Genomic DNA, 17,841 nt, shown 5'->3' with positions numbered 1-17,841 from the left:
GCTCACTCGGCGGCCGGCGGCTGCTCCGCGGCCCCGGCGAGCAGGGTGGTCAGCAGGCGGATGGCGGCCTTCTTGTCCAGCGGGTCGTTGCCGTTGCCGCACTTGGGCGACTGGATGCAGGACGGGCATCCCGCCTCGCACTCGCAGGCGGCGATCGCCTCGCGGGTGGCGGCCAGCCAGCGGGCGGCGGTGTGGAAGGCGCGCTCGGCGAAGCCCGCGCCACCCGGATGCCCGTCGTACACGAAGACGGTCGGCAGCAGTGTGTCGGGATGCAGCGGGACGGACACCCCGCCGATGTCCCAGCGGTCACAGGTGGCGAAGAGCGGCAGGATGCCGATCGAGGCGTGCTCGGCGGCGTGCAGGGCGCCGCCGAGGGCCTGGGGGTGCACCCGGGCCTCCTCGAGCTGGTCGTCGGTGACCGTCCACCACACGGCCCGGGTGCGCAGGGTGCGCGGCGGAAGGTCGAGCTTGGACTCGCCGAGGACCTCACCGGTGATCAGCTTGCGGCGCAGAAAGGAGACCACCTGGTGGGTGACCTCGACCGAGCCGAAGCACAGCCGCGCGTCCCCCCAGGGGATCTCGGTGGTGGTCTCCAGGATGGAGATCGCCGTGGTGTCGCGGGCCGTGGTCGAGTAGGGCGGAGCGGCCTCTTCCACCAAGGCGACCGAGTCGTCGAGGTCGAGCTGCCTGACGAGATAGCTCCGGCCCTGATGGAGGTGGACGGCGCCCTCGTGGACGGTGGTGTGGGCCGCCGCGGCGTCCACGGTGCCCAGGAGCCGTCCGGTCGCCGCCTCCACGACCTGGACCGGGCTGCCGCCCGCCCCGCGGATGTCGGTGAGGTCGGCGGCGCGCTCACGGCGGGTCCAGTGCCAGGCGGTCGCCCGGCGTCGCAGCAGCTTGCGCTGCTCCAGCTGCGGCATCAGTTCCTCGGTGGCGGGGCCGAAGAGCTTCAGGTCCGGCTCGGTGAGCGGAAGCTCGGCCGCGGCCGCGCACAGGTGCGGCGCGAGGACGTACGGGTTGTCCGGGTCCAGGACGGTGGACTCCACCGGCTGCCGGAAGAGGGCGTCCGGATGGTGGACGAGATACGTGTCCAGCGGGTCGTCCCTGGCGACCAGGATCGCCAGGGCCCCTTCGCCGGTGCGCCCGGCCCGCCCGGCCTGCTGCCACAGGGAGGCGCGGGTGCCGGGGTAGCCCGCCACGACCACCGCGTCCAGCCCGGCGATGTCCATCCCCAGCTCCAGGGCGGTGGTGGCGGCGAGCCCCAGCAGCTCACCGGAGTGAAGGGCCTTCTCCAGGGCGCGGCGCTCCTCGGGGAGATAGCCGCCGCGATAGGCGGCGATCCGGTCCGGCAGCGAGCGGTCCACCTCCGCGAGCCGCTCCTGGGCGATGAGCGCGATGAGCTCCGCGCCTCGCCGGGAGCGCACGAAGGTGACCGTACGGACGCCCTGGACGGCCAGGTCGGTGAGCAGGTCCGCGGATTCGGCCGTGGCCGTACGGCGCACAGGGGCGCCCTGCTCGCCGTGGAGCTCGGTCAGCGGCGGTTCCCAGAGGGCGAAGACGACCTCGCCGCGGGGCGAGCCGTCCTCGGTGATCTCCACGACGGGCACGCCGGTCAGCCGGCTCGCGGCGACCGCCGGGTCGGAGGCGGTGGCCGAGGCGAGCAGGAACACCGGCGAGGAGCCGTAGCGGGCGCAGACGCGGCGCAGCCTGCGCAGCACCTGGGCCACATGGGAGCCGAAGACACCCCGGTAGGTGTGGCATTCGTCGATCACCACATAGCGCAGCGCCCGCAGGAAGGAGGACCATCTGGGGTGGCCGGGCAGGATGCCGCGGTGGAGCATGTCGGGGTTGGTGAGCACATAGTTCGCGTACTGGCGGACCCACTCGCGCTCCTCCACGGGCGTGTCGCCGTCGTAGACCGCCGCCCGGATGCCGGTCCCCAGCGGGGCGGTGAGGCCGGCCACCGCGCGGCGCTGGTCGGCGGCCAGCGCCTTGGTGGGGGAGAGGTACAGGGCGGTCGTCCCCCGCCCGTTGGGCTCCTCCGAGCCATCCAGCAGGGTGCTGAGGACGGGGGCCAGATAGGCGAGGGACTTGCCGGAGGCGGTTCCGGTGGCCACGACCACGGAATCCCCGCGCAGCGCGTGTTCGGCCGTACGCGCCTGGTGAGCCCACGGGCGATCGATGCCGGCCGCGCGAATGGCGTTGATCACTTCCGGCCGGATCGCCGAGGGCCAGTCGGCATGGGTTCCCGGACGCGGGGGCAAGTGCTCCGTATGAGTGATGCGCGCGCCCCGGCCCGCCCCGGTGCTCAGCCGACCGAGAACGGCCCGGGGTGAGGGGTGTATGCCCGCCTGCCGCGGGATTTGGTCGTGGGCCATCGACACCGAGTGTGTCACTGGTCTGACGGACAATGGTCTCAAGGCGTCGTGCACGCCTGCTGGTAAGTGATTGAATGCCATCGCGGCTGCCGATCCATGGGGGGCGACCGCTCGATGCAAGGTGCTGGAGGATCCGTGGACCTGTCCCTGTCGACTCGGACCGTCGACGACCGCACGGTCGTCGAGGTCGGTGGCGAGATTGATGTATACACCGCGCCCAAGCTGCGCGAGCAGCTGGTCGAGCTTGTCAACGACGGCAACTACCACCTGGTCGTCGACATGGAGGGCGTCGACTTTCTCGACTCCACCGGACTCGGCGTGCTCGTCGGCGGGCTCAAGCGAGTGCGGGCCCACGAGGGCTCGCTGCGCCTGGTCTGCAACCAGGAGCGCATTCTGAAGATCTTCCGCATCACCGGCCTGACCAAGGTGTTCCCGATTCACACCTCGGTCGAGGACGCTGTCGCGGCGACCGACTGACAAGATCGCCGAAGGAAGACACAGAAGGGGGTTCCGGGCGGCGTACGCCCGGCCCTCCCGATAAGCACGCCCATACGCCCGAGGGGGATGGCATGGCCACCGTCGAACTCCGCTTCAGCGCGCTGCCTGAGCACGTCAGGACCGCTCGTCTTGTCGCGGCCGCCGTGGCGCGTCGGGCGGGGGTGGATGAGGCCGTGCTCGACGAGGTGCGGCTCGCGGTCGGCGAGGCGTGCACGCGTGCGGTCGGGCTCCACCTGAGCAATGGGGTGGAGGCACCGGTGCGGGTGTCGCTGACCGAGGAGGAGAAGAAGTTCTCCATCGAGGTCGGTGACGAATCCCCGACCTCGGCGACCCTGGCGTCCGGCTCCCATCCGGAGATGGACGACGAGGCCGAGGGCGAGGACGAGATGGGTCTCGCCGTCATCAGCGGGCTCGTCGACGATGTCGAGGTGACGACCAGCGAGTCCGGTGGAGTGATCCGGATGAGCTGGCCGACGTCACCCCAGCCTCTGGTGTCCTAGCCCCACTGGGCTGGGTCCTGCCCCACAGCGCCGGGTCCTGCCTCATAGCGCCGGGCCCTGCCCCACTGGGCTGGGTCCTGCCTCGCCGCGCCGGGCCTTGCTCGCAGTGGGCTGTGTGCTGCTCCCGTTGGTCGGGTCCTGCTCGCAGTGGGCTGGGCCATGCCCCAGTCGGTTCGGGTCCTGCTACGTCCGGCTGCGTCGCGCTCTCTTCGGTTCGGGCTCTGCTCGCGCCGGGCTGAGTGCTGTTCGCACCGGCTGCTGCGTCCTGCCGGCGCCGGGCAGGCCCTCTTCACCCCGGCTCGGGGCCGGGAGTGGTCCCCGCTCGTCCTGATCGCCGAAGCCGGGTCCCTCGTGAGGGTCATCTGTCCGTCATCCCTCCTCCGGCCCGCAAGACCCGCTGGAACCCACCGAACCGGCTGTTTCATGATCGCCGGTCCGGCTCTTGGCATGCTCGCGCCCGGTCGGCCGCATGGTCCCGGCACACCTCTCGGCGCGCGCTTTCTCGATCTCTGGCTTAGGCTCTGAACAGCGCTTTTCTCGACGACGCATGATTGTCGCTAGATCATCTATATAGATCATTTGTAGAGATCATTTTACATCCGTCAGTGAATTGTCGACCTTCCTTCTTCCGAAGGAATTCATACCGCCAAACCAATTGATCTTCGCTGGTGCGGGCGAATTCCCATTCCGGCGCCCTGTTTTGATCGTGTGACGCTCCCTACAATCCGTCCACATCTCGAGCTCAGGACGCCTGAGCGCGGCGGCTCTTCTGCGGTCGCAGAACTGCTGCGCGCCCATGTGCCAAACGTCAAGGAGGACGAATGGCGGGGCCTCTCACCCCTCATCAGCTGGACCTCACCCCAACCCTGGCCGCCGCAGAGCTGACCGACGACAACCGTGTGATCGTGCTGGTGATCGCCGCCGTCGCGGTCGCGGCGCTCGCGGTCGCGGTGGTCCTGGTGCGACAAGTCCTCGCGGCGGGCGAGGGCACGGACAGTATGAAGAAGATCGCCGAGGCCGTTCAGGAAGGCGCCAATGCCTATCTGGCCCGGCAGTTGCGCACCCTCGGCGGATTCGCCGTGGTGGTGTTCTTCCTGCTCATGCTGTTGCCGGCGGACGACTGGGCGCAGCGCATCGGGCGCTCGGTGTTCTTTCTGATCGGTGCGGCATTCTCGGCAGCCACCGGCTATATCGGGATGTGGCTCGCGGTGCGCAGCAATGTGCGCGTCGCCGCCGCCGCCCGTGAGGCCACCCCCGAGCCCCCCACCACACCCGTCAATGGCGATTCGGCCGCTTCCACACCCGGTAAGCCGAGCGTGGATCTCACGGCCGTCTCGCACAAGGCGATGAAGATCGCTTTCCGTACCGGCGGTGTGGTGGGCATGTTCACCGTCGGCCTCGGACTGCTGGGCGCCTCCTGCGTGGTGCTGGTCTACGCGGCCGACGCACCCAAGGTGCTGGAGGGCTTCGGGCTCGGCGCCGCGCTGATCGCGATGTTCATGAGGGTCGGGGGTGGCATCTTCACCAAGGCCGCCGACGTCGGCGCCGACCTCGTCGGCAAGGTCGAGAAGGGCATCCCCGAGGACGACCCGCGCAACGCCGCCACCATCGCGGACAACGTTGGCGACAACGTCGGTGACTGCGCCGGTATGGCCGCCGACCTCTTCGAGTCGTACGCCGTCACCCTGGTCGCCGCGCTGATCCTCGGCAAGGCGGCCTTCGGCGACTCGGGGCTGGTCTTCCCGCTGCTCGTTCCGGCCATCGGCGTGATCACCGCCATGATCGGGATCTTCGCCGTGGCTCCGCGCCGCGCCGACCGCAGCGGTATGAGCGCCATCAACCGCGGCTTCTTCATCTCGGCCGTGATCTCGTTGGCGCTGGTGGCGGTGGCGGTCTTCATCTATCTGCCGTCCAGTTACGCGGATCTCGACGGGGTCACCAACCGCGAGATCCTCGGCCACAGCGGTGACCCGCGGGTCCTCGCGCTCGTCGCCGTCGCCATCGGCATCGTGCTGGCCGCGCTCATCCAGCAGCTCACGGGCTACTTCACCGAGACGACCCGGCGTCCCGTGCGCGACGTCGGCAAGACCTCGCTGACCGGTCCGGCCACGGTGGTGCTCTCCGGTATCTCGCTCGGTCTGGAGTCGGCCGTCTACTCGGCGGTGCTGATCGGGCTGAGCGTCTACGGCGCCTTCCTGCTCGGCGGCACCTCGATCATGCTGGCGCTGTTCGCCGTCGCGCTCGCCGGCACCGGCCTGCTCACCACGGTCGGTGTGATCGTAGCGATGGACACCTTCGGTCCGGTCTCCGACAACGCCCAGGGCATCGCCGAGATGTCCGGCGATGTCGAGGGTGCGGGCGCGCAGGTGCTCACCGACCTCGACGCGGTCGGCAACACCACCAAGGCCATCACCAAGGGCATCGCCATCGCGACGGCGGTGCTCGCCGCGGCCGCGCTCTTCGGCTCGTACCGCGACGCCATCGCGGAGGCCGTGAGCGATGTGCACACCTCCGTGGCCGGGGAGATGAATCTGAACCTGGACATCTCGCAGCCCAACAACCTCGTGGGCCTCGTCCTCGGCGCCGCCGTCGTCTTCCTCTTCTCCGGGCTGGCGATCAACGCGGTGTCGCGGTCGGCCGGAGCGGTGGTCTTCGAGGTGCGGCGGCAGTTCCGCGAGAAGCCCGGGATCATGAACTACAGCGAGAAGCCCGAGTACGGCCGGGTCGTCGACATCTGCACCAAGGACGCGCTGCGCGAGCTGGCCACACCGGGTCTGCTCGCCGTCCTGGCGCCGATCGCCGTCGGCTTCACCTTCGGGGTCGGCGCGCTCGGTTCGTTCCTGGCGGGCGCGATCGGCACCGGCACGCTGATGGCCGTCTTCCTCGCCAACTCCGGCGGCGCCTGGGACAACGCCAAGAAGCTGGTCGAGGACGGTCATCACGGCGGTAAGGGGAGCGAGGCGCATGCGGCGACGGTGATCGGCGACACGGTCGGCGATCCCTTCAAGGACACCGCGGGCCCCGCGATCAACCCGCTGCTGAAGGTGATGAACCTGGTGGCGCTGCTGATCGCCCCGGCGGTGGTGAAGTTCTCCTACGGGGACAACGCCAGCCCTGGGCTGCGTGCGGTCGTCGCCGGGCTCGCCGTCGCGATCATCGTGGCCGCGGTCTACATCTCCAAGCGGCGCGGAATCGTCGTGGGTGACGAAGACAACTCCGAGCGCGTGGCGAAGTCAGCCGACGCGGCGGTGGTGTCCTAGCCCCGGAAGGGCCCCGGGGGCCGGGAAAGCCCCTGCGACATGCGGGCGGGCGGTGTGCGACAGCACATCGTCCGCCCGTGTCCCTGTCCGGGGTGTCCCGTCCGCTCGATGAGGCCATGTCCACAACGAGCGGGGTGCAAATGGCTACAAAAGGATCGATACGGGGCGCTCGCCGGGTGGGCCTCGCCGGATGGACGTGTATGTTCCGGGGCCGAGAGCCATGGAAGGGACCAATCCGGTGAACAAGAAGCTTGTGGCTGCACTGTCCGGCGGTGCGGCACTCGTACTGGCGCTGACCGGCTGCGGGGGCGGCGATGAGGACAAGAAGGTCGACGACTGGGCCAAGTCGGTCTGTGACGAGGTGCAGCCTCAGCTGAAGAAGATTCAGGGCGCCAACACCGCGATCCAGGGTGCCGCCGACGAGCAGGACTCCAAGAAGCTGCAGCAGACGGACTCCAAGGCGTTCCAGGAGATCTCCGAGTCCTACGGGGCACTCGCCAAGGCCGTGAACAAGGCGGGCCCCCCGCCCGTCGACAACGGCGACAAGACCCAGCAGCAGGCGGTCAGGGAGCTCAACGCCACCTCGGGGGCGTACACGAAGCTGAAGACGTCCGTCGACAAGCTGGACACCTCGGACAAGTCGAAGTTCGCCCAGGGGCTCAAGGGCGTCGCCGACGACCTCGACAAGCTCAGCAAGTCGGGTGACCAGGCCCTGCAGAAGCTGCAGGAAGGAAAGGTCGGCTCGGCGATGGCCAAGCAGTCCGGCTGCCAGAAGCCGAAGACGACCGGTGGCGCCACGGCGCAGTCCTGACGGGCTGCCCGGGGCTGCTCGAGGCCGTGCCGGTCTCTGCCGCCAGGGGGCAACGCCGCCACCTCGCGGTCCCTTTGTCGGCTCGTCAGCCTGGCCGACGCGGGCGATGTCGTCCCGATGCCGACTGTCGTCGCCCGCTGTCGGTGGTTGCCCCGACAATGGGGGCGTGAGTACGCACCAGCCTCCGTTCCGTCTCCCCGTCGCCGACCCCGAGCGCACCGCCCGCCTTCGTGAGGCGCTGTCGGCCGCCTCCTTCACCGCCGATGGTCTGCTGGATCTGCTCGGCTCGTCCGCCTACGCGGCCCTGGCGCGCGGCGAGACCGTCCCGGCGCTGCGCGCCACCCGGAGCGAGAGCAGCCCGCTGGAGACCCTGGTGCGGCTCTTTCTGCTGCAGCGGCCCGTGGCGTACGAGCGGGCGGCCGCGGCCCTGCCTGCCGAGGACTGCCTCGCCGATGGCTGGCTGGTGCGCGAGGGCGACGAGGTGCGCGCGAGCGTGGATGTGCGGCCTTACGGCGGCCCCGAGGGCCAGGAGTGGTGGATCGTCTCCGACCTGGGCTGCGCGGTCGGCGGCGCCGGAGGGATCGGGGGCCCGGGCGGCGCGCGCGGCCGTGAGGACCGCTCCCGGCTCGTCCTCGGGGTCGGCGGCGCGTCCACCACGCTCGCCGGTCTCACCGTGCCCGCGCCCGTGGGCCGGGTCCTCGACCTCGGCACCGGTTCCGGTATCCAGGCACTGCACGCGGGCCGCCACGCCACCCGGGTCACCGCCACGGACCGCAATCCGCGAGCCCTGGCCATCGCCCGGCTGACCCTCGCCCTGTCCGGGGCGCAGGAGCCGGATCTGCGGGAGGGATCGCTGTTCGAGCCGGTCGGGGAGGAGACGTACGACCTGATCGTCTCCAACCCGCCCTTTGTGATCTCCCCCCGCTCCCCGGAGGGCAGTGAGCTGGTCTACCGGGAGGGCGGGATGTCCGGGGACGACCTGTGCCGCACGCTCGTCCAGCAGTCCGCCGGGCACCTCGCCGACGGCGGCTGGTGTCAGCTGCTGGCGAACTGGCAGCACATCGAGGGGGAGGACTGGCGCGAGCGGGTGGCCTCCTGGGTCCCGTCCGGCTGTGACGCGTGGATCGTGCAGCGCGAGGTGCAGGACGTCACCCAGTACACCGAGCTGTGGCTGCGCGACGCCGGTGAGCATCTGGCCGGCCTCGAGGCGTACGCGGCGCGCTACGACGCGTGGCTGGACGAATTCGAGGCGCGGAAGACCAACGCCGTCGGCTTCGGCTGGATCACCCTGCGCAAGTCCGGCGCCGACCGGCCCTCGGTGACCGTGGAGGAGTGGCCCCATCCGGTCGAGCAGCCGCTGGGGGGCGAGGTCATGGCCCACTTCGACCGGCAGGACTTCCTGCGCACGCATGACGACGCGGCGCTGCTGACCGCCAGCTTCCGGCTCGCGGACGAGGTCGTCCAGGAGCAGGTGGGCCCGCCCGGGGCCGAGGACCCCGAGCATGTGGTGCTCAGGCAGTACCGGGGGATGCGGCGCGCGACGACGGTGGACACGGTCGGGGCGGGTTTCGCGGGTGTGTGCGACGGCACACTGAGCGCGGGCCGGATCCTGGACGCCATCGCCCAGCTGCTCGGGGAGGACCAGGTGGTGCTGCGCGACCGCACCCCGCAGTCCATCCGGCTCCTGGTCGAGCAGGGATTTCTGCGGCCGGTCGGCGACGACGGCATAGAGGCGCGATAGAGCGCGCGGGGCGGGTGCTGGGGGCGTACGCCGGTGGTACAGCGCCCTCCTCCGCGCCCCCGTATGGCAGAAAGCTGCCGCCGGAGCGCACAAGAGGCCGCCCGGGACACGGGCCGTATGAGGCGACGCGCGCTGTTCACCCGGGGTTCGCGCTCACGCCTCCCGTGGGTGCCACGCTCCCCGCATGGAGAGCGGACCTGCGATCTTCACCGGAACGGCATTCGTGTTGTTCGGCGCCGCGCTGCTGCTGTGGACGGCGGCGCGCCTGAGGCTGCGCGCGCCGGTGGCACATGGTGTGAGTCCTGTCGCTTCCGCGGCGCTCTCCGTTCTCTTCGGCCTCGCCGCGCTCGGCGGCGGAATCTGGTGCCTCGGTTACGCCTGACAGGGCCTTCCGCGCTGCCTCGTGCCGGGTCCGGGCGGCAGACAGGTCGGTTGTCGGGTTACCGTTCGAGTGGCGTTGCGGGCTTTTTCCGTTTGACACGGGGGCGGGATGTACCGTCACACTCCGCAGCGTCACCGTAGAGGGAGGCCGTGTGAGTGTTACCCACGCGGCGCCGCCCGTTCACCGAGCGTCGACCGGAGAGAAGAGCCAAGTTGTCCCCGACCACCAGCGAGACCGCGCAGGGCGGCCGCCGACTCGTCATCGTCGAGTCGCCTGCCAAGGCGAAGACGATTAAGGGCTACCTCGGCCCGGGCTACGTGGTCGAGGCCAGCGTCGGGCACATCCGGGACCTGCCGAACGGTGCGGCCGAGGTCCCCGACAAGTACACCGGCGAGGTCCGGCGGCTCGGCGTGGACGTCGAGCACGACTTCCAGCCCGTCTATGTGGTCAACTCCGACAAGAAGAGCCAGGTCAAGAAGCTCAAGGAGCTGCTCGCCGACTCCGACGAGCTCTTCCTGGCCACCGATGAGGACCGCGAGGGCGAGGCCATCGCCTGGCACCTCCAGGAGGTCCTCAAGCCGAAGGTCCCGGTGCGCCGGATGGTCTTCCACGAGATCACCAAGGACGCCATCCGGGCCGCCGTGGCCAACCCGCGCGAGCTGAACCAGCGCCTCGTCGACGCCCAGGAGACCCGCCGCATCCTCGACCGCCTGTACGGCTACGAGGTCTCGCCGGTCCTGTGGAAGAAGGTCATGCGCGGCCTGTCCGCGGGCCGGGTCCAGTCCGTCGCCACCCGTCTCGTCGTCGAGCGCGAGCGCGAGCGCATCGCCTTCCGCTCCGCCGAGTACTGGGACCTCACCGGCACCTTCGCCACCGGCCGCGCCGGTGACGTCAGCGACCCCGGCACCTTCGGTGCCCGCCTTACGGCCGTCGACGGCCTCCGGGTCGCCCAGGGGCGCGATTTCACCTCGCTCGGCCAGCTCAAGGACGGCGTCAACGTCCTGCAGCTGGACGAGGCCGGCGCCCGCTCCCTGGCCACGGCTCTCGCGAACACCTCCTTCACGGTGCGCTCGGTCGAGTCCAAGCCGTACCGCCGCTCGCCGTACGCGCCGTTCCGTACGACGACGCTGCAGCAGGAGGCCAGCCGCAAGCTGGGCTTCGGGGCCAAGGCCACCATGCAGGTCGCGCAGAAGCTGTATGAGAACGGCTACATCACCTATATGCGTACGGACTCCACCGTCCTGTCGGACACGGCGGTCACGGCGGCCCGGGCGCAGGTCACGCAGCTGTACGGCGCCGACTATCTGCCGGACAAGCCGCGCACCTACGCGGGCAAGGTCAAGAACGCCCAGGAGGCGCACGAGGCCATCCGCCCCTCGGGAGACCGTTTCCGCACCCCGGCTGAGACCGGCCTCACGGGCGACCAGTTCCGGCTCTACGAGCTGATCTGGAAGCGGACCGTCGCCTCCCAGATGAAGGACGCGATCGGCAACTCGGTCACCGTCAAGATCGCCGGGCAGGCGAGCGACGGCCGGGACGCCGAGTTCTCCGCCTCCGGTAAGACGATCACCTTCCACGGCTTCATGAAGGCCTACGTGGAGGGCGCCGACGACCCGAACGCCGAGCTCGACGACCGCGAGCGCCGGCTGCCGCAGGTCACCGAGGGCGACCGGCTCTCCGCCGAGGAGATCACCGCCGACGGCCACGCGACCAAGCCCCCGGCCCGCTACACCGAGGCGTCGCTGGTCAAGGAGCTCGAAGAGCGCGAGATCGGCCGCCCCTCGACCTACGCCACGATCCTGGGCACCATCCTCGACCGCGGCTATGTCTTCAAGAAGGGCACCGCGCTCGTGCCCTCCTTCCTGAGCTTCGCCGTGGTCAACCTGCTGGAGAAGCACTTCGGCCGGCTGGTCGACTACGACTTCACCGCCAAGATGGAGGACGATCTCGACCGCATCGCGCGCGGCGAGGCCGAGGCCGTGCCGTGGCTGAAGCGCTTCTACTTCGGCGAGGGCGCGCAGGCCGGCGCCGCCGAGGCCGGGAACGGCGACGGCGACCACCTCGGCGGCCTCAAGGAGCTGGTCACCGACCTGGGCGCGATCGACGCCCGGGAGATCTCGTCCTTCCCGGTGGGCGACGGCATCGTGCTGCGCGTCGGCCGCTACGGGCCGTACGTCGAGCGCCCGACGGAGATCGAGGGCGGCACCGGCCGGCGTGCCGACGTCCCCGACGACATGCCGCCGGACGAGCTGACCGTGGAGTACGCGGAGGAGCTGCTCGCCAAGCCGAGCGGTGAGTTCGAGCTGGGCCCCGACCCCGAGACCGGTCGCATGATCGTGGCCAAGGACGGCCGCTACGGGCCGTACGTCACCGAGGTGCTCCCCGAGGACACTCCCAAGACCGGTAAGAACGCCGTCAAGCCGCGCACCGCGTCCCTCCTCAAGTCGATGTCCCTGGACACGGTGACCCTGGCGGACGCGCTCAAGCTGATGTCGCTGCCGCGTGTGGTCGGCGCCGACCCCGAGGGTGTGGAGATCACCGCGCAGAACGGCCGCTACGGCCCGTACCTGAAGAAGGGCACGGACTCGCGGTCGCTGGAGAGCGAGGAGCAGCTCTTCACCATCACGCTCGAGCAGGCGCTGGCGATCTACGCCCAGCCCAAGCAGCGGGGCCGGGCCGCGGCCAAGCCGCCGCTGAAGGAGCTGGGCACCGACCCGGTCAGCGAGCGGCCCGTGGTGGTGAAGGACGGCCGCTTCGGCCCGTACGTCACGGACGGCGAGACCAACGCGACGCTGCGCCGCGACGACGAGGTGGAGACCATCACGCCCGAGCGCGGCTTCGAGCTGCTCGCCGAGAAGCGCGCCAAGGGCCCGGCCAAGAAGACCGCCAAGAAGACGGCGGCGAAGAAGACCGCGGCGAAGAAGACGGCGACCAAGACGGCCGCCACGAAGACCGCGGCGAAGAAGACGACGGCCAAGAAGACGACCGCGAAGACCGCCGCCAAGAAGACCGCGGCCAAGAAGTCGTCGGCCAACGCCGAGTAGGAAAGCGGAGCAAGGCGGAGCAATCCCCGCGCCATCCATGGCTCACCGCCCGTTTGTTCGGCCGGGGGGCCGTGGATTCATGTGGTCCGGATAGGCTGGCGGGATGACGCGAGAGCAGCCAACGGACGTGACCGCCACTTCCGGTGCCCTTGCCGCGGACTCCCGCGAGCGGGCCGTACGAGCCCTGCTGCGCTATCAGCCGCTGCGACGGCTCTGGAGCGCCCAACTCGTCGGCGGCGTGGGGGACGCGCTCGCCGTGCTGGTGCTGGTGCTGCTGACGCTGCAGGCGTCCGTGGCCGCCGACTCCTTCGGCGGCGGGTATCGCGGCGCCGCCTTCGCGGTCGCGGTGGTGCTGGGCGTACGGCTCCTGGCGACCGTGCTGTTCGGCGCGGTGCTGCTCGGGCCGCTCGCCGCGCTCATCGGCCCCTCCGGTCCGCTGGACCGCCGCTGGACCATGGTCGGCGCGGACGGTCTGCGGCTGGTGCTGCTCCTCATCGCGCCGCTGTGGATCGACTGGGCCCCGGCCGACGCCGTCGCCTGGCTGCTCATCACGACCTTCGTCGTCGGCGTCGCGGAGCGCTTCTGGACCGTCGCCAAGGACGGCGCGGCGCCCTCGCTGCTCCCGGCACCGCCCGCCGAGGGCGCGGCGGTGCGCCCGCTGCCCGACCACCTGGACGCGCTGCGGCGGCTCTCGCTCCGTACGAACTTCCTGACGCTGCCGATCGCCGCCGCCGGGCTGCTCGTCGTCACCCTCATCGGCAGGCTGCTGGGCACCGGCGTGGAGTGGTTCCAGACCCACCAGGCCGCCCTCGGCTCGTACGTCGGCGCCGGACTCTTCGCCGCGTCGATCTCGATCCTCACCTTCCTCGAACTGCCCGGCGCGCAGACCAGCCGCACCCGCTCCCCCCTGGAGGGGCTGCGCCGGCCCCGCGCCGCCTCCGGTACCGGCGCCGACAAGGGCCGCACCGGTGCCGTTCCGCTGCTGGTGCTCGCCTGCGCCGGGGTGGCGGGCGCGATCGCCGCGGCCGTGGGCGTCGCCCCGCTGCAGGCCGTGGACCTCGGCGGCGGGCCGGTCGCCTTCGCGCTGCTCGCCCTCGTGCTGGCCGGCGGTCCGGCCCTGGGCATCCGCTGGGCCCCGAAGTTCCTGCCGGGACTGTCGCGGCGCAGGCTGCTGGCGCTGTCGGTCGCGCTGACCGGGCTCGCGCTGCTCACGGTGGGTCTGGTGCACGACACGACCACCGTCGTGCTGATCGCCCTGGTCGCGGGCGTGCTGGCCGGGATCGCCGCCCACACCGGCCATGCCCTCCTGGACCAGGAGTCCGAGGAGGCCCGCCGGCCCCGGATGACCGCGCATCTGCAGGCCGTCGTCCGCGTCAGCGTCGGGTTCGGCGCGGTCGTCGCGCCGCTGCTCGCCGCCGTCATCGGACCGCACCGGCTCGGCAGTGGCGATTTCGTCTTCGCCCACGGCGGCGCGGCCTTCACCCTGATGCTGGTGGGAGCGCTGCTGCTGCCCGTCGCCGCGCTGGTCCTGGGCCGGACCGACGACCGGCAGGGAGTGCCGCTGCGGCGCGATCTGCGCGAGGCGCTGCTCGGCGGCGGGGGCGCGGACGAGGGCCCGACCGCCACCGGTTTCTTCATCGCCATCGAGGGCGGCGACGGTTCGGGCAAGTCCACGCAGGTGGAGGCGCTGGCCGAGTGGATAAGGGCCAAGGGCCACGAGGTCGTGGTGACCCGTGAGCCGGGCGCGACCGCGATCGGCAAGCGGCTCCGCTCGATCCTGCTCGACGTCTCGTCCGCCGGGATCTCGCACCGCGCCGAGGCGCTGCTGTACGCGGCGGACCGCGCCGAGCATGTCGACACCGTGGTCCGCCCGGCGCTGGAGCGCGGCGCGGTCGTCATCTCCGACCGCTACATCGACTCGTCCGTGGCCTACCAGGGCGCCGGCCGCGACCTCGCCGCGACCGAGATCGCCCGTATCTCGCGCTGGGCGACGAACGGCTTGGTGCCGCATCTGACGGTGCTGCTGGACGTCTCGCCGGAGACCGCGCGCGAGCGCTTCACCGAGGCCCCGGACCGGCTCGAGTCCGAGCCCGCCGAGTTTCACCAGCGCGTACGGGCCGGATTCCTGGCCCTCGCCGCCGCCGACCCGGCCCGCTATCTCGTCGCCGACGCCGGGCAGCTTCCGGAGGCGGTCACCTCCGTGGTGCGCCACCGTCTGGACCAGATGCTGCCGCTGTCCGACGCGGAGGTGAAGGCCCAGGAGGAGGCCCGTAAGGCCGCAGAGGAGGAGGCCCGCCGCCGCGCCGAGGAAGAGGCCGCCCGTAAGGCCGAGGAGGAGCGGCTGGAGCGCGAGCGCCAGGAAGCGCTCGCCAAGGCGCGCGCCGAGGAGGAGGAGCGCAAGCGCCGCGAGCTGGAGGAGGCCCGCCAGCGCGAGGCCGAGCGGCAGGCGGAGGCGGCTCGTCAGCGGGCCGAGGACGCGCGCCGCAGGGCCGAGGAGGACCGTAAGCGCATCGAGGCCGAGGACCGCGCCCGCGCCGCCGACGAGGAGCGGCGCCGCCTGGAGGCGGAGGCGGAGTCGCTGCGGCGGGCCGAGGCCGAGGCGCGCCGCCAGGAGGAGCAGCGCAAGGCCGAGGAGGCGCTGCTGCGGGCGGAGCAGGCGCGACTGGCGGCGGACGCGGCGGATGCGGCGGCCTCCTCGGGGGCCGAGGCGCCGACCGTGGAGACCGAGGCCCCGGCCCCGCCGCCGCACGATGCGGACGGTTCCCAGGACACCGGCGGTGCCCGGGACGCGGCCGGCCCTGCCGCCGGCGACCCGGACTCGACGAAGACGGTCCAGACGCCGCGGTTCGACCCGTGGGCGGAGTACGTCGGCGAGGGCGGCTCCGGCCGTCCCGCCGCCGGGCAGGACGCGGACGGGACAGCGGTGCTGCCGCCCGTATGGCCCCAGGGCGGCCCGGAGCGCCGGGGCGGCCCGGACGCCGAGGAGACGGCCGTCCTGCCCCAGCCGCCCGCCGAGCCGCCTACGAACGCGGCCGACGAAACGGCCGTGCTGCCGCCCGTACGGGACGAGCGGTCCGCCGACCCGGCGGACCGGGTCCCGCCGTGGCTGTTCCGGCAGGAGCAGGTGCAGGAGCAGGGTCAGGGCGAGGGGAACGAGCGCACGCGCGAGATGCCGCAGTATGGCCACGGCCACGGCCACGGCCAGGGCCAGGGCCAGGGCCACGGCCAGGGCCAGGCGCAGGGCGGTGCGGAATCGCCGCGTCCGCGCCGCCGCCGTCCCGAGTGGGCGGAGGAGACCCCGCTGGACGACCTCCCGTCGCTGGCCGACGAGCTGCTCGGCCCCCGCGACGACGAGGACGGCCGACGCCGCTGACGGCAGGGCCCTGACGGCAGGGCGGTGCGGCATGGCGCCGGCGGGTGGTCGCTGACGGCGGATCGGCGACGTCGGGCGCTTGACCGGGCCTGCTGGCGGCAGGGCACCGATGACCACGTGGGCGAGGACCGGTGGCGCAGTCCCGTCACCGGTGACATCGACGGCAAGCGCTACACCGCGCAGGAGATCTCCGCGCGGGTGCTGCGGAAGCTCGAGCGCGACGCCGAGGCGTATCTCGGCGAGGCCGCCACGGACAGGGCCGCCGACGGCACGGTGACACGTTGGGGCGCTGACGGCAGGAGCGCCGGCGAGTAGCCGCTGACGGCAGGCGCCGACGAGGCCCCCGTACCGGAGGCCCCTGACGGAGGCCGACCGACGGAGACCCACTGACGGCCCGCCCAGCCGGACGCCCCGCCGACGGCGTGCTCGGCTGTCGGTGGGGTGGCCCACAATGGGATGCCGTAAGCACGAACGGCGGAGGCAGCCATGGCGGTGTGGGACGACCTGGTCGGGCAGGACCGAGTAGCGGCCCAGCTGACGGCTGCCGCGCGGGACGCGGACGCCCTGGTCACGGCGGCGGGCGAGGCGGCCCCGGCCGCGGAGCCCATGGCGTCGTCCAAGATGACCCACGCCTGGCTGTTCACCGGCCCGCCCGGCTCCGGCCGGGCCACCGCGGCCCGCGCCTTCGCCGCCGCGCTGCAGTGCGTCAGCCCGGACCGGGCGCTCGGCGGCGCCCCCGGCTGCGGCTTCTGCGACGGCTGTCACACCGCACTCGTCGGCACCCACGCCGATGTGGAGGTGGTCCGTACGGACATGCTCACCATCGGCGTCAAGGAGACCCGGGAACTCGTCCGCCGTGCCCAGCTGTCGCCCGCCGGCGGCCGGTGGCAGGTGATCGTCATGGAGGACGCCGACCGCCTTACCGAGGGCGCGGGCAATGTTCTCCTCAAGGCCGTCGAGGAGCCCGCGCCGCGCACCGTATGGCTGCTGTGCACGCCCTCGCTGGAGGATGTGCTGCCCACGATCCGCTCCCGCTGCCGTCTCCTCACCCTCCGCACGCCTCCGGTGGACGCCGTCGCGGACCTCCTCGTCCGGCGCGACGGCATCGACCCCGAGCTCGCCGCCTCCGCCGCCCGCGCCACCCAGGGCCATATCGACCGCGCCCGCCGACTGGCCACCGACGAGCGGGCCCGCGCCCGCCGCGCCGCCGTCCTGAAGCTCCCGCTCCGCGTCGACGACGTGGGCGGCTGCCTCAAGGCGGCCCAGGAGCTGATCGACGCGGCGGCCGAGGACGCCAAGCAGGTGGCGGAGGAGGTCGACGTCAAGGAGACCGAGGAGCTGCGCGCCGCCCTGGGCGCCGCCGCCGGTACGGGCGGGCGGCTGCCGCGCGGCACGGCCGGGGCCATGAAGGATCTCCAGGACCGCCAGAAGCGCCGTGCCACCCGCACCCAGCGCGACACTCTCGACCTCGCGCTCACCGATCTGATCGCCTTCTACCGCGATGTGCTGGCTCTCCAGCTCGGCTCCCAGGTCGCGCTCGCCAACACCGACGTACGGGACGCGCTGGAGCGGATCGCCTCGGGTTCGAAGCCCGAGCGGACGCTGCGCCGGATCGAGGCGATCACGGCGTGCCGTCAGGCGCTGGACAGCAATGTGGCGCCGCTGCTGGCGGTCGAGGCGATGACCATGGCGCTGCGGGCCGGCTGAGTCACCCGTATGGGTTCGCTGTCGGGCGCATGAAGCGTGTCCGTGCGGATACCCTCCGTAAGGGGGCAAACCGGCCGTATGTCCAGGGCTCGATCTCCAGGACCCGATTTCCAGGATCCGATCTCCAGGACCCGAGCGGTCAGGGCG

General features: G+C 71.8%; 10 protein-coding genes and 1 pseudogene. 10 read left to right on the top strand and 1 reads right to left on the bottom strand.

Features of this window, described 5'->3' with window-relative positions:
- Positions 1-2: 2 nt before the first annotated feature.
- Positions 3-2,459, bottom strand: coding sequence for a DEAD/DEAH box helicase (locus AS97_RS22255; protein ID WP_185929931.1), 2,457 nt, complete (start codon positions 2,457-2,459; stop codon positions 3-5).
- 54 nt (positions 2,460-2,513) lie between these two features.
- Here AS97_RS22255 and bldG point away from each other — a divergent pair, with 54 nt between their 5' ends.
- The 10 genes and pseudogenes from bldG (at position 2,514) to AS97_RS22205 (ending at position 17,694) form a co-directional block, all read left to right on the top strand.
- On the top strand, positions 2,514-2,855 hold the full coding sequence (gene bldG / locus AS97_RS22250; RefSeq protein WP_014061729.1) for an anti-sigma factor antagonist BldG: 342 nt from the start codon (positions 2,514-2,516) through the stop codon (positions 2,853-2,855).
- 92 nt (positions 2,856-2,947) lie between these two features.
- Positions 2,948-3,376, top strand: a complete 429-nt coding sequence (locus tag AS97_RS22245; protein ID WP_059142406.1) for an ATP-binding protein — start codon at positions 2,948-2,950, stop codon at positions 3,374-3,376.
- Between the two features lie 821 nt (positions 3,377-4,197).
- The gene (locus AS97_RS22240; protein ID WP_210565513.1) at positions 4,198-6,636 is read left to right on the top strand and encodes a sodium-translocating pyrophosphatase; all 2,439 of its coding nucleotides are present in this window, start codon (positions 4,198-4,200) and stop codon (positions 6,634-6,636) included.
- Positions 6,637-6,874: 238 nt separating this feature from the next.
- Complete coding sequence (locus AS97_RS22235; protein ID WP_236670209.1) at positions 6,875-7,447, top strand: small secreted protein; 573 nt, start codon at positions 6,875-6,877, stop codon at positions 7,445-7,447.
- 166 nt (positions 7,448-7,613) lie between these two features.
- Positions 7,614-9,188, top strand: coding sequence for a class I SAM-dependent methyltransferase (locus AS97_RS22230; RefSeq protein WP_086710685.1), 1,575 nt, complete (start codon positions 7,614-7,616; stop codon positions 9,186-9,188).
- 184 nt (positions 9,189-9,372) lie between these two features.
- Positions 9,373-9,570: a hypothetical protein gene (locus AS97_RS22225; protein ID WP_059142410.1), complete on the top strand. Its 198-nt coding sequence runs from the start codon at positions 9,373-9,375 to the stop codon at positions 9,568-9,570.
- 212 nt (positions 9,571-9,782) lie between these two features.
- The gene (topA, locus tag AS97_RS22220) at positions 9,783-12,614 is read left to right on the top strand and encodes a type I DNA topoisomerase (RefSeq protein ID WP_210565512.1); all 2,832 of its coding nucleotides are present in this window, start codon (positions 9,783-9,785) and stop codon (positions 12,612-12,614) included.
- Between the two features lie 103 nt (positions 12,615-12,717).
- The gene (gene tmk, locus AS97_RS22215) at positions 12,718-15,987 is read left to right on the top strand and encodes a dTMP kinase (protein ID WP_210565511.1); all 3,270 of its coding nucleotides are present in this window, start codon (positions 12,718-12,720) and stop codon (positions 15,985-15,987) included.
- 114 nt (positions 15,988-16,101) lie between these two features.
- Positions 16,102-16,242 (top strand): annotated as a pseudogene (locus AS97_RS22210) (Hsp70 family protein); the annotation flags it as partial.
- Between the two features lie 231 nt (positions 16,243-16,473).
- The gene (locus AS97_RS22205; protein WP_210565510.1) at positions 16,474-17,694 is read left to right on the top strand and encodes a DNA polymerase III subunit delta'; all 1,221 of its coding nucleotides are present in this window, start codon (positions 16,474-16,476) and stop codon (positions 17,692-17,694) included.
- Positions 17,695-17,841 lie beyond the last annotated feature (147 nt).

The sequence above is a fragment of the Streptomyces sp. AgN23 genome (assembly GCF_001598115.1).
GTDB lineage: Bacteria > Actinomycetota > Actinomycetes > Streptomycetales > Streptomycetaceae > Streptomyces > Streptomyces antimycoticus.
The sequence above is the reverse complement of the archived record's forward strand: the minus strand, read 5'-3'. Positions and strand labels throughout refer to the sequence as shown.